The 13951-nt window shown below is 36.3% G+C and carries 12 protein-coding genes; 4 read left to right on the forward strand and 8 right to left on the reverse strand.

Going from position 1 to position 13951, the window contains the following annotated elements; all coding sequences use genetic code 11:
• Together ACZZZK_RS15895 and ACZZZK_RS15900 are read right to left on the reverse strand one after the other, a co-directional pair.
• Positions 1–507: a GNAT family N-acetyltransferase gene (locus tag ACZZZK_RS15895; protein WP_463484989.1), complete on the reverse strand. Its 507-nt coding sequence runs from the start codon at positions 505–507 to the stop codon at positions 1–3.
• Between the two features lie 65 nt (positions 508–572).
• Entirely contained in the window at positions 573–2396 is a 1824-nt protein-coding gene (locus tag ACZZZK_RS15900) for a tetratricopeptide repeat protein (RefSeq protein WP_463484990.1), read from the reverse strand.
• Between the two features lie 267 nt (positions 2397–2663).
• On the opposite strand from ACZZZK_RS15900, the gene ACZZZK_RS15905 reads away from it, so the two are divergent.
• From ACZZZK_RS15905 to ACZZZK_RS15915, 3 genes are all read left to right on the forward strand, one after another.
• Positions 2664–4550 carry a S9 family peptidase gene (locus ACZZZK_RS15905; RefSeq protein WP_463484991.1) on the forward strand — a complete coding sequence of 629 codons (1887 nt, stop codon included), beginning with the start codon at positions 2664–2666 and terminating at the stop codon, positions 4548–4550.
• A 3-nt stretch (positions 4551–4553) separates the two neighbouring features.
• A complete protein-coding gene (locus ACZZZK_RS15910) occupies positions 4554–6227 on the forward strand; it encodes a sensor histidine kinase (protein WP_463484992.1) in 1674 nt (557 codons plus the stop codon).
• A 143-nt stretch (positions 6228–6370) separates the two neighbouring features.
• Positions 6371–7060, forward strand: coding sequence for a response regulator transcription factor (locus ACZZZK_RS15915; RefSeq protein WP_056848356.1), 690 nt, complete (start codon positions 6371–6373; stop codon positions 7058–7060).
• A 90-nt stretch (positions 7061–7150) separates the two neighbouring features.
• Here ACZZZK_RS15915 and ACZZZK_RS15920 read toward each other — a convergent pair whose 3' ends face one another.
• The 6 genes from ACZZZK_RS15920 to ACZZZK_RS15945 form a co-directional block, all read right to left on the reverse strand.
• Positions 7151–8395: a metallophosphoesterase gene (locus ACZZZK_RS15920; protein WP_463484993.1), complete on the reverse strand. Its 1245-nt coding sequence runs from the start codon at positions 8393–8395 to the stop codon at positions 7151–7153.
• Between the two features lie 54 nt (positions 8396–8449).
• Positions 8450–9196 (reverse strand): AAA family ATPase, encoded by a 747-nt coding sequence (locus ACZZZK_RS15925; RefSeq protein ID WP_463484994.1) that lies wholly within the window; start codon positions 9194–9196, stop codon positions 8450–8452.
• Between the two features lie 39 nt (positions 9197–9235).
• A complete protein-coding gene (locus ACZZZK_RS15930; protein ID WP_463484995.1) occupies positions 9236–10723 on the reverse strand; it encodes a magnesium chelatase in 1488 nt (495 codons plus the stop codon).
• A 77-nt stretch (positions 10724–10800) separates the two neighbouring features.
• The gene (locus tag ACZZZK_RS15935; RefSeq protein ID WP_463484996.1) at positions 10801–11898 is read right to left on the reverse strand and encodes a vWA domain-containing protein; all 1098 of its coding nucleotides are present in this window, start codon (positions 11896–11898) and stop codon (positions 10801–10803) included.
• A gap of 243 nt (positions 11899–12141) precedes the next feature.
• On the reverse strand, positions 12142–12828 hold the full coding sequence (locus ACZZZK_RS15940; protein WP_463484997.1) for a pirin family protein: 687 nt from the start codon (positions 12826–12828) through the stop codon (positions 12142–12144).
• Between the two features lie 2 nt (positions 12829–12830).
• Complete coding sequence (locus ACZZZK_RS15945) at positions 12831–13334, reverse strand: hypothetical protein (protein WP_463484998.1); 504 nt, start codon at positions 13332–13334, stop codon at positions 12831–12833.
• Positions 13335–13581: 247 nt separating this feature from the next.
• On the opposite strand from ACZZZK_RS15945, the gene ACZZZK_RS15950 reads away from it, so the two are divergent.
• Entirely contained in the window at positions 13582–13881 is a 300-nt protein-coding gene (locus ACZZZK_RS15950; RefSeq protein WP_463484999.1) for a hypothetical protein, read from the forward strand.
• Positions 13882–13951: the final 70 nt, after the last annotated feature.

Below are 13951 nucleotides of genomic sequence, written 5' to 3' on the forward strand. Positions count from 1 at the left end.
TCATTTTAATTCGATTTCCCAACTTAACATATCATCTACCTCACCAATATTTACAAAATGGTTTTTTTCCAGAATGGAATAGGAGGCTACATTACTCTTTTCAGTAGCAGCATAAATTGATTTAACCTTTGGTTGTTCTCTTGCCCATTCAATTATTCTGCCCACTGCCTCGGTCATAAAGCCTTTGCCCCTAAAATCTTCGTAAGTGCCATAGCCAATTTCAATTTCTCCATCAGCGTCGGGTTCGCCAACAAAGCAAATATCGCCAACCATTTTTTGGTCTGATTTAGAAATAATTACCCACAAGGTGTGATAGAGATAGTCTTTATCTTTATCGAAAACGTTGGGTAAAATAGTTTGCTGAAGTGCATCGTGTAACGATTTCGAAATATTTTTTTTGGTAGGTAAAAGTCCGAATTCTTTTTCAAGGGAATGATCATCGAGAATATATTTTAATAGTTGATCATGAAGCAATGGTTTTAAAATAAGCCGATCGGTTTCTATCATAGTGGAGCATTAAACAGAAGTTAATTTACGGTTTTTGTTGATTATCTTTTCGAACTAATGCTGCATTAAACCCCATCTCCCCGTAAGTTTCTAAACCTTTTGCGGGCTTCTGCACTGAACATGCTGCCGGGATAATCGGTAATCAGTTTTTGGAAATAAAGTTTAGCCTGTACAATGTCGTTCAGTTTTTTCTCGTACAAATCGCCAAGTGTAAACAGCGCATCATCAGTCCAGATACCATCTTTAAAATCTTCGCTTACTTTTTTTAGAATCTCTGCAGCTTTTTGGAATTCGTTTGATTTAATAAAGATTTTTGCCTTGGTCATCATGACTGCATCAGCAAGGCCATTTTGCGGATAAGCAATGGCTATACTATCTAGCTTATTGACTGCTTTTGCCGGTAAATTTCTAAAAATCAACATCTCTGCATCAGCGTACATTTTCAAAGCATTACTATCTGTAGGGGTTTGAATATTATCAGAAATTAATAGACTTAAATTCAAAGCATCGTTAGCGATTAATTGTGAGGTCGCAGCCTTTAATACCTGGCATTGGCCATTACTGTATTCAAAATTACCCTGATAAAAGGAAAGTTTTGCACTTCGAAAACGAGCCTCGTTTCCTATGGATTGACCTTCAAACTGTTTACTCACTTGCTCATATACCAAAAAGGCCTCCCAAGGTTGGTTGGTAAGAATGTAAACATCACCCAAATCAAGTTTCAGCTGGCCAAGATCCTGGCTACTTAATCCTGGCATTTGCAAAGCTTCTTCTAAACCTTTTTCGGCCTTCTCAGCCTGATTTAAATAATATGCATGCAGATTCGCTAATTTCTTAATCGCGAATAAAGTGTTTTTATTTTTTCCATTTTCATCTAGCAGAGTTTGATAATCTTTGGCTAATAAATTAAGGTCTGCTAAAATTGGTTTGCCAGTAGTTTGGATATTGTATTTGGTATTTAACAGTTCAATTTTGGATGGTAAATAGTATGGGTTATCCTTACCTTTAGTGAGCAGGTACTCATAAGCTTTGATAGCAGTTTCATAAGCGCTATTATCAACGAAAGTATATATCGCATTAAACAAAGTGCCGCCATCGGCCTTAGTGCGTTTATCAAAAGCAATCAGCTGGCGCAAAGCCATGTCGAACTCTTGCTGTTGAATGTAATTCCAGGTTAATAACTGGATGTAAACCTCTGCATCTGGAAATCTTTGAATCTTTTTTAAAATACCTGTCTGAAAGGTTTGATAATCGGCCTTGTCATCAAAAATTACAGGCAAGATGGCTTGCGCTTGTGGCAGTAACTGTGGGAGTGTGGCCAATGCATCTAGATATTCCTGCATGAGCATGAGTTTATCCTTTTTAAAACGGTAGATGTTTAAAAGCTCGTAAACAAAAAACTCATCATTACCCAGTATTTTCCTGCCTTGTTTAAAAGTTTGAACAGCGAAATCATAATTTTCAAATCTATAAAAGCTATTGGCCAGACTACGGATTTTAAACTCATCCTTCGGTAATTTATTAATAACCTCATTAAAAATTTTATTAGCTGCCTGAATATCGCACTTTTCTTGATAGAGCTTGCCTAATGCAACAGGATAGGCATCATTTTCTGGACTTTGGCGAATGAGCTTCTTTACAGCTTTTTCGGCAACATCGTAACGTTTTAATTTTAAAAGAGAATTGAAATAAATATCAAAATAGCCTTCATTATTTGGGCTGGCAAAAACTTTCTCTAATAAAACGACAGCTTTTTCATATTCCCCATCACGATAATATTGAATAATTAACGACGTATTATCGGCAGTAATAGGTGGATTTAGCCGTAAAACTTGCGCATTAGCACCTAATGTTAACAAGAAAAATACAAATACGATTAGTCTATTCATTATGCCAATTATAAGGTTTAAAAGTAATTAAAAAGGCTGAAAGCTAAAAACCCGATTGGTAAACATTAACTAAATGGATTTAGTTGAAAGCTAAGGCAAAGGCTTATTAATTCCAATAATAATGTTACCTGCAATTTATTTTGTCTCTATTTTTTAAATACTAAATTGAGCCCGTTGGCATCTCATTTTGATAAGTAACATTGTTGGTGTAAAGCATAGTAAACTAACAGGGTTCCTTATTTTTGTCATCCCGTGAGAAATTAATTTATGTTAAAAAGAATTATTCTATTTGTTTTAATAGCTTCAGTTTGGGGATGTAAGAATCCGCAAAAGGGGGAGACTATACCTGTAGATGATTTTTTTAAAACGTTTGATAAAGCTTATTATCACATCTCTCCGGATGGTAAAAGTTTATCGTACTTGAAACTTCAGGATAAGAAACTCGATCTCTTTGTTGAAGATCTGGCCACTGGAAATAGTGTTCAGCTGACGCATTTAACTGAAAAAACAATCAGTTTTCATTTTTGGACAAGCAATAATGAATTGATCTATTACACTGAAGATGAATCTAAAGACCGGCGTTCGGATATTTTTGTAATTAACAAAGATGGAAGCAAGCAGGTACAACTTAGTGCAAATGAAAAAACACGTCTAAAGGTTATTGAAGATCAGCTTATTGATGATAAATATATCATTGTTGCATCCAATAAAAGAGATTCTACAGTGTTTGATGTTTATCGTTTAAATGTGAGGAATGGCCAAATGGATATCGCGGCTAAAAATCCAGGGAATATTACCGAATGGATGACTGATAATAAAGGTGTCTTAAAAATTGCTATCGCCAGTGATGGTGTAAACGAAACACTTTTATATCGCGAAAATGAAAATCAGTCGTTTCAGCCGGTTTTCAGCAACAATTTTGAAACCACTTTCCGACCTGTGGCATTTTCAGAGCAAGAGCCAAATGTGCTTTATGCGATATCGAATGTGAATAGGGATAAAAATGCGCTAGTTTCTCTTGATTTGAAAACAGGTAAAGAAAAGAAAGTGCTGTTTGCAAACGACACTTTGAATGTAGTGGATGCGAGATATTCACGGGCAAAAAAGAAAATGCTGTTTGTAACCTGCGAAACCTGGAAGAAGCAAAAATACTATCTGGATAGCGATTCTAGAGATACCTACAGTAAAATTGATTTAAATTTGCCAGGCTCCGAATGGCGGATAATGGATAAAGACAAGCAGGAAAAAGTTTTTGTAATTAGAACTTTTACCGATAAAAGCCCAGGTTCGTACTACTTATACACTGCAGGTGATAATAAATTAAAAAAACTCACTGATATCAATTCTTCCATTAAAGAAGAGATGATGTGCGATATGAAGCCGATTAGTTTCAAAAGTCGCGATAGTTTAACCATTAATGGGTACCTCACGCTCCCGAAAAACAAAAAAGCAACAAATTTGCCTGTTGTGGTATTGCCGCATAATGGGCCGGGGGGAAGAAATAGTTGGGGTTATAATGCTGAAGTACAGTTTTTGGCCAGTCGGGGTTATGCTGTTTTGCAGGTAAACTACAGAGGATCGACGGGTTATGGTAAATCATTTTATGCAGCTGGTTTTAAGCAGTGGAGCGATAAGATACAGGAAGATGTAAACGATGGTGTGCGTTGGCTAATCGAAAAGCAAATCGCAAATCCTAAAAAAGTGGCTATTTATGGGAATGGTTTTGGTGGTTATATTGCATTAAACTGTTTGTATAAAAATCCCGATCTTTACAGCTGCGGCGGATCAAATTCTGGAGTAATTAACTTGTTTAGTTATCTGAAAACCATTCCTCCGTTTTTAAAATCGAACCTGCAAATGTATTATGAAATTGTTGGCAATCCGGTAACCGATACAGATTATATGCGTTTTGCATCACCCGTATTCCATGCCGATCGTTTTAAAACGCCGGTTTTTATTGCGCAAAACCCTAAAGATCCACGGGTAAATGTAGCAGAAGGTGTTCAGTTTATTAAGGAATTGAAAAAGAGAAATGTGCCAGTTACCTATATTGAGAAAGAAGAAGGGCCAAACCCTGTATTACGCCAGCAAGGAAGAACTGCATTGTATAAAGCGTTGGAAGAGTTTTTAAAAACAAATCTGAGCAAGAAATAAATTATGGCCCTCGACAAAAAAAGTGGTTATCGCAAAAATTTCTCGCTTGGCGTTACCTTTATTGTTCTCATCTCGATTCTATTTATTCTATCATTATTTTTGGCTTTTAATTTCAGTAAAAAGTCTATTGAAAACGAATTTGTATCAGAAAAAGTAAACGTTTTAGAGCAAAGCATTAAAGCTTATAACGATTTTTTTCAGAACAAAATGCCTGAAATTTCATATTATAATGGCTTTTTGGATTCTGCAACTGCGGCAAAATTTGTAGATACGGTAACGATTAAATATCCATTTATCTCGAAAGTTACTTTTTATGATACTGAGGTAAAAAACGTTGCTGTGAAAGACGGGATGAACGTTGGTAATCTATCCATCGGACCGAAATCCATCTATCAATTTGGTAAAACCGTAGCACCAGATTCGGTAAAACTGTTTTCTGAATATGATACACGTTCTTTTAAAGTTGGAGATGATTTTAATGCAATGGCTTACAAGCTGGTAACCTTTGTAGACCTATTAGATACTGCAGCTGTACCCACCCAGGAAGAACTTTTCACGAATTTTTCTGTGGTAAAATCAAATAAAATCACTTACCTAAACATTCCCCGACGCGAAGATCTAAAAATCTACAAGGATATGATGCGCCATAAGCTGAACCCTTTGCCGGTTTATCAGCAGGATATGTTGGTATTTCAACTTGACCCAAATAAGATCAAGGTAATTAATACAAGACCATTGTTGTATCAAAAGATTGAAGTTGAGCCATTAACCTATGACCCAATTGATACCTCTGATGAGAATATGACTACTGAAATTGCGCTGCCGGGTGCATTTTCTGATTTCAAATTATATTTCACCTCGTCAAAATCATATATCAAAAAAGAGATATTTATTTACTTTATGCCGATTGCTTTAGTATTGCTTTTGGTGTATGGCGTATTGTTGTTGGTAGCTTTTCTAATCTATCGTAATCTCAACATCAACAGTAAAATGTTTAAGCTTCAATATGATTTTGTCAACAACCTTACCCATGAGTTTAAAACACCGGTTAGTGTAATTAAAATTGCAGGCAACAACATTAAAAGTGCAACTGCATTAAGTCAAAAAGAACAGCAACTTTATGGAAAAATTTTAGATGAAGAAGCGGATAAACTCAATGGCTTAATGAACAAGTTACTGGCTTTTACTCAAATTGAAAACAAAGCCATAAAGCTTAACCAGGAGCAGGTAAATATTGAAGACTTCATCGAAAGTACAATTGAATCGCACACGTTAAAACATCCTGATTTTAAAATTACTTATGAAGTTGTAGGGTTTAAAACCTTTATTACAGACCCGGTGTTATTAGGAAGCCTTTTCGATAATTTAGCAGAAAACGCTTATAAATATTCTAAACCTGCTCACAAGATACTTCACATTAGCGCAAAGCTAATTAAGGGTGTTTTGGTTTTTAGGTTTGCGGATAAAGGAATTGGTATTCCGGCATCTGAATTAAACAATATATTTAAAAAGTTTTTCAGGATACAGAATGAATACAACCAAATGGGAAGTGTAGGCTTAGGTTTGGCATTTTGTAAAGAACTGGTTAACTTTATGCAGGGAGAAATCTCGGTTAAGAGCAAAGTGGGGAATGGCACGGAGTTTAAAATTGTGCTGCCTTACAATAGTTCAAAGTAGAAAGTTAAAAGTAGAAATGCGATTGAGGCTATTTGAGCTTAATGCATTGAAAATTAAAATACTATAAAGTCTGAATGTTGTGATTTTGTTTGCCATGGTTAACATCTCAACCTTTGAACTTTACAACATATAAACACACAAAAATGTCTAAAGAAGTAAAAATATTAATTGTTGAGGATGATGAAAATCTTCGCTTTTTAGTCGCACATCGTTTAAAAACTGAAGGCTATAATGTTTTAGAAGCCAATGATGGCGAATCGGGTGAGCGGATGATTATAGCCGACCAGCCAGATATTGTTTTATTGGACTGGATGATGCCAGGAAAGCAAGGTGCCGAGGTTTGTGAAAGTGTTCGTAAACAAGGTTTCGAAAATCTAATCATTATGATGACGGCTAAGGCACAGGATGTTGATAAAATTGATGCTTATAACTTTGGCGCATCAGATTACATTACCAAGCCATTTAATATGGATGTTTTGGTTGCGATGCTGGAAAGCAAAGTAAAATTCATCGTAAATAAAGATACCGCAGAAATTCACCGTTTCGGTAACATGGAGCATCATCCGAATATTCATACTTTATTTAGAGATGGAAAGAAAATTGAGCTTACCATTTTAGAAAACCGGATTTTGCTTTATTTCTTGCGCAATCCTGGAAAAGTAATTAATCGCGATGAGTTGATGTTGGTGGTTTGGGGTTACAATTCTGATGTTAACACCCGAACATTGGATATGCACATTGTTCGCCTGCGTAAAAAAATTGAATTGAATCCTGATAATCCGCAATTGCTGCAAACCGTTCGCGGTGTGGGTTATCGTTTTAATGCGGGATAAGAAATGATTGGATGATTGAGTTTTGAATGAGAGAATGTTTTAGGTTATCGCACATTCTCTCATTCCATCAATTTTCTAATTCAAAATTCTCTACGCTCTTTTCAAAGTAAATACCGTTATTTCTGGCAGAATTCCAACTCTTCCCGGATAGCCTAAAAATCCATAGCCTACGTTAACGTAAAGCTGTTGTTTTTGCTCCTGATACAATCCGGCCCATTCTTTATATATGTATTGCACCGGACTCCATTGGTATTCTTTTAAGCGAACGCCAAACTGCATTCCATGGGTGTGGCCACTGAACATTGCATCAATTTGCGGGTATTTTTGTAGCACTTCACCCCGCCAATGTGAAGGGTCGTGACTGAGCAATAATTTCACTGGCAGGTCATCAGTGTTTCGAACGGCCAGTTCCATTTTACCATATTTTGGAAAACGGCCCATTCCCCAGTTTTCTATACCTAAAATACCAATTTCTTCACCATCAACTTTTAACCTGCGGTGTTCGTTCATCAACAAATCGTAACCCATTATTTTATGTACATCAACCATATCTTTTAGGTTTTTAACCTTTGCAGGAGATGATGTTTTGCCAAAATAATAGTCGCCATAATCATGGTTACCCAAAGAAGAATATACGCCCAATGGCGCTTTCACTTTTGCGAAAATATCTTGATAATCTTTAACTTCATTGGTGAGGTTATTAACTAAATCTCCGGTGAAGAAAACAAAGTCAGGTTTTTCTTCCATCAGCATTTCTACGCCACCTTTAACCGCGGTTTTGTTATAAAAACTACCGGAATGGATATCGGAAATTTGGGCCATTGTAATTCCATCGAAAGCTTTTGGAAGATTAGGTAGAATTAGATTTACCTTTCTCACCTGATAATCGTAAGCACCAGAGATAATGCCCCAGCTTAAGGAAGTTAAAGGAACTGCTGCTGCTACTAAACCAGCTTTAACTAGAAACTCTGAACGTGAAATCGGTTCTGCTTCGCTTATTGGCTGGTCTTCTGCTATAGGTTTTTTTCTGAAAATCTTTATGAATAACCTTCGTAAATCATCGAGCACTAAAAATGGCAACATTGCAAATTTGCAGGCTACTGTGAGAAAGAAAGCCACTAAAATGATAGCTCTTAAAGTAAGAAACAGGTTTAAATAAATTCCCGCGAAAACGCCAACAATTAAAAGAATACTATAAGACCAATATAAAATTCCAAAAACCTTTTTGGTGCGTGGTTTCAAGTTTTTAAAAACAGAAACAATTGCTTTGTAGCAATAAATATCGAATGCAATAATAAATATACAGGCAACGATGATGAAAGGAAGTCTTCCCATACTCGGGTTGTTCGATTTAAATTAAAAATTTGGGTACTCTATTGGCCTGCTAAATTAAGTATTTGCAGTCAATAAACTGTTTAGAATTCTGTTAGGGTTATCTAGAAAGGATTTGTAAACCCGATAAACTTCAGTTTCCTCATAGCTCACCCTCGTTATATCTTCGTCAGCCATTTCATAAATTGCTGCATTTGGGTATGCCAGCAATATTGGAGAATGTGTGGTAATGATAAATTGGGCATTTTGATTAACCAAGCTGTTAATTTTGGATAACATTGCAATTTGCTTTGTCGCAGAAAGTGCCGATTCGGGTTCATCCAGAATATAAACACCATTTCCGTTAAATCGATTCATAAACAGTGACCAAAATGACTGCCCATGAGATTGCTTATGCAACGAAAGCCCACCGTAAGAGTCAATGATTTTTGGTCCTCCAACTTCTTCATCAAGTTTGTCAATCTCGCTGGCAACATTATAAAAACTTTCACCCCTTAAGAAAAAACCATCTCTTGGTTTTTTAAAACTTTTGGCTATTGTTAAATAGTTGTGTAAATCGGAATGGGTTTCAGTACTTTTGAAATTGAAATTCTTACTTCCTCCTTCAGCATTGAAACCAAGATTAACGGCGATTGCCTCAGTTAATGTCGATTTGCCAACTCCATTTTCACCAGTTAGAAACGTTACTTTTGGATGAAAAACCAGTTCTTCAAAAGATTTTAAACAAGGAATATTAAACGGATATCTTTCTGGAAGATTTTGCCGATTTAGCCTCAGCGATAAAAGATATCCGTTAAATTCCATTTAATTTATTCTAGAAGTTATTAAATCTTTCATTAATTACTACCTAAAATCGTCTTCATCTTCTTCTTCGTCAAACTCGGCATTAAATAAACTGCCAAACATGTCTGAGAATCCAAAACCTCCGTTCAAATAGTTTTTGCTCAATTGAGAATATTCTGCGAGGCCGTGCAACACAAATTCCATTAAAAGAAGAGTTTGGTTTTCACTTAATTTAGGATGAAATTTCTTTACCGTATCATATAAACTTGGAACCAGCATCAATGCCTTTTTGTATTGTGCATTGGTCAAGGTATCGGTAACATCGATATTATTTCCTTCAGTAAACCACTCGGTAATTTCGGTATATGGATTAGCCGTTTTTGTTTTCTTCGCCTTTTCAGGATCAGGGAAATAGCGGGCAAATAAGGTTTTAACCGCCTTACCAATTAAAGTTGTTGCCACGTGTGCAGGTCCTTCCAATTCACCTTCGTAAACCAATTCTATTTTACCGGTAATAGCAGGGATAATCCCAGCCAAGTCAGATAAACGAACAAAAGTGTTTTTCTCACCAGAAATTAACATCCTTCTTTCGGCTGTGCTTATTAAATTTTCATAAGCTGAAATGGTTAGTCTTGCCGATACCCCAGATTTCTGATCAATGTATTCGCTTTTACGTGCCTCGAAAGCAATTTGCTCCACTAAATCTTTAACTAACCCATCCGCTTCAATATTATCACGTTGCTCGCTGGTGAGCTTGGCTTCTTGAAAAGTAATTTTACGGGAAATTTCGATGCTTTTCGGATAGTGGGTTAAAATCTGACTTTCAATTCTATCTTTCAACGGTGTAACAATGCTTCCCCGATTGGTGTAATCTTCCGGATTTGCCGTAAACACAAATTGGATATCCAAAGGCAAACGGAGTTTGAAACCACGAATTTGTATATCTTTTTCCTGGAGCATGTTAAACAGAGCCACCTGGATGCGAGCTTGCAGATCTGGCAATTCGTTAATAACGAAAATACTGCGGTGCGCTCTTGGAATTAAACCGAAGTGAATAACACGCTCATCGTTGTAAGTCAGTTTTAAAGTAGCGGCCTTAATCGGATCGACATCACCAATTAAATCGGCAACGGTAACATCAGGGGTAGCCAATTTTTCCGTATAACGCTCGCTGCGGTGTAGCCAGGCAATCTCGGTTTCATCACCTTTAGTAGCAATTTCGTTTTTCGCATACCATGAAATAGGGTTCAATGGGTCATCGAAAATTTCACTTCCAGCAACGTACGGAACATATTCATCTAATAGGTTTACCATTAAACGGGCAATACGTGTTTTAGCCTGTCCGCGTAAACCCAGAAGTAAAATATTATGACGGGAAAGAATTGCAGTTTGCAACTCCGGAATCACCGTTTCATCGTAACCGATAATTCCTTCGAATTCCGTTTTCTTATCTCTAAGTACCTTGATTAAGTTCTCTCTAAGTTCTTCTTTTACACTCCGAGATTTATAATTTGTTGCCTTTAACTGGCCTAATGTTGTGTTTTGCATATATTGGAGTAAGGATAAAGGATTAAAGTTATAATTGTGAAAATATAATCTTTGCTCTTTTATCTTTGTTCTTATTTCTATTTTACAGTCTTTCTTCTATTCTTAATGTAATCTTCAAAAATGTATTCACCTAATCCGTTTAGAGAGCTGTAAAAAGCTCTTCCACCATTAATTTCGGTAAACTGGCGAACAAATTGTTGAAGGTAGGGGTCTTTTGCAATCATAAACGTGGTGATTGGAATTTTCAATCGCTTACATTGTGCAGCCATATTTAAGGTTTTGTTAATCACCTTTCTGTCAAGGCCCATGCTGTTTTTGTAGTACTTTCCATTTTCTTTCAAACAGGTTGGCTTGCCATCTGTAATCATAAAAATTTGCTTATTATGTGTTTTGCGGCGGCGAAGTAAATCTGTAGCCAACTCTAAACCAGCAAAAGTATTGGTGTGATAGGGGCCAACTTGAAGGTAAGGCAAATCTTTAACAGTAATCGGCCAGGCATCATTACCAAAAACCACGATATCTAAAGTATCTTTTGGGTACTTCGTTTTAATAAGTTCGGCTAAGGCCATTGCCACTTTTTTGGCGGGAGTAATTCTGTCCTCCCCATATAAAATCATGGAATGCGAAATGTCGATCATCAACACGGTTGAGGTAAGTGTTTTAAAATCCTTTTCCTCTACCTCTAAATCTCTATCAGTTAGGGTAAAATCGCCAATTCCATGGTTGATTTGAGCGTTTTGGATAGAGGCAGTCATATCGATCTGGTCCAAACTATCGCCAAAACTATACTCGCGTCTATCGGCATTTTTCTCTTCACCAATACCCGATTGGTTGCTATTGTGATTCCCTCTGCCAGATTTTTTTAGCTTTCCAAAAATTTCGTCCAAGGCCGATTTTCGGATAGTTTGTTCTGTTTTGGCGGTAATTTTAAACTCTCCCGATTGATTGTCTTCAGTCAGGTAGCCTTTTTCTTTCAGGTCATCGATGAAATTCCCGATGCCATAATCATTATTTGTTAAATTGTATTGCTTGTCGAGTTCATTGAGCCAGCTTAAAGCCTCTGCCGCATCACCTGCTGTATAGTTAAGCAGTTCGCTAAACAATTTCAGCAACTCATCAAACCCACCTTGTGGCGTATCGCCAGGCTTATAATCAGAAAAACGAAAACCTCTCATGTATGTGTATTAACGGATTATTAAAGGTAAAAGTTTCGATTTGGATTAATTTAAGCGGGGTGTCATATTTGGGTGAATGCAGAAAGATAGCGAGAGCGGATGAAATCAAAAACACTAGCGAGAAAAGTTTGAATAGCAACGTTGGATTCAAAACGTCGAAAGCAATGGACATCTGCCAGCTTGCATTCTTCAGGTGCATAATTTATCGAAAGACTTAGTCGTGATTCAGCTGGAACATATTTGCTATTGATGTTCCAATACTAAAATGACTGCGTTATCGCTCAATGATAAAATGCGAACTTGTTCTAAATCCCATAGCGACAAACCATCCCTGGATTTCAATATTCTTCCTTCAATTTCAAAGGTGCCATCAATTACAAAGAAAAATAGTTTGTGATCTTTGCTTTGAAGCTTATAAATCAACTCCTGGGCATCGGTAAAACTACCTGCATGTAGCTTGAACGGAAGTTTCGCATGATTAACAATTTCAATGAAATGGTTTTTATCTTCCTCAAAATCGAATTTAAATAACATTTCGCTTGCCCTAAGCAAGAACAGATCGGTGGTAATTCCCAGCTGGATATAATTGATTTCCTTAGTTGGATAAGGATTACTGATTTCTAAAACCTCACCCTTACCTAAATTTAAAACCTGTACTTCACCAGTCTCAACTCCAAATTCTTTCCCTCCCTGAACAATATCTATTCTTCCTGTAATGGGAAAAAATAACTGATAAGAGTCTTCCTTGGAAAGAAAAAAGATCATTTTGCCAGCAGCAATAGAATCATCATTGCAGATAAATAAATTTCCGATGGCATGCTGCTCGCTAAAAAAATGTTCAAAGTTAAATGTGCTATATCTTTTTAATGTATCCGTTGTTTTTAGGCCACGTTCATCAGCAAGGAATAATTTGTCAGGTGTTAACCCCATTATCAAATAGTTTTTATAGAATGAATACTTACAAACGGTTGAATTTGAAGGAGATGAGTAAACACCTCCGGCTCGGTTACCTCGCTGTATGGCGAGAGCAATAAATAGTGATGAAGGCTATCATGCCAGATCATGGGTTTAGAAAAAAAATTAATAGCAACCTTATGCTGTTCGATATCATTGATGTCGGAGTTAATAATCTCAAATTTAAAATTTTCGAATGGTAAAAATTTTCTTCCAAGGTTATCCAAAATATCGGGAATAATGCCATTCAGTTGTCTTAGGTAACCTGTAATAGCTGCACTTACTAAAAAGTGAAGTTTATCTGCCTCTGGTACATTTAAAATTAGCTCGGCAAATGTACTGTACTTTTCTTCCTGATTGAAAAGCTGCGATTGCATTTGGAACTCTAAAAAACTGTCTTCATGTATAAACTTTTCCCAATGGTTTAGGCTTGAATCATCAATTATCTTCCGGTAACCTATCGTAATTACTTTTTGCGGCATGGTATAAAATTAAAAAAGGACGTCAGTATTTCCTAACCTCTTTTGCAAATAAAAATGATGGAACATCTTTACTTTGAATGTATGTCATCTGTAGTGTTTTTTGTCAGTAATTAATTCATGAAAATGAATTCTTCTTACTTTGTAGCAAAAAAAGGTGTCAAATAAAGGATTCGAAATTAGGGGTATAGTTTTTGAGTAGGTGTAATTTCATTTTGTAAAAGATTAAAACTAGCTTTGCCGCAAATTAATGAAACACCTCGTTACCATATCTCTTGTATTTTTTAGCTTAACACACTTGGCAAAAGCCGAGCGTGTTGAAGGGCTAAGAATATTGAACGAATATTGTAGTGAGCACAAAATTAGTGTAAATAACCCCGGGAAAGCTTCCGTTCAGTTAAATGAGGAGCATAACCCTTACTTATTATCTTACACGGCGCTTGCTTTAAGCGGTACTCAAGCTCCATCAAAAACTCTTAAATATGTATGCATAAATCAGTTAATCTCTGATTTGACCATCCGTAAAAAGCCAAAGAACAATAGTCCATAATTTCGTTTTTCTGGATCTTTTTAAAAGATTTTATTCCCATTTAAACCCTCAGCAGCCCAATTGACTTACT

The sequence above is a fragment of the Pedobacter sp. AC163 genome (genome assembly GCF_979258665.1).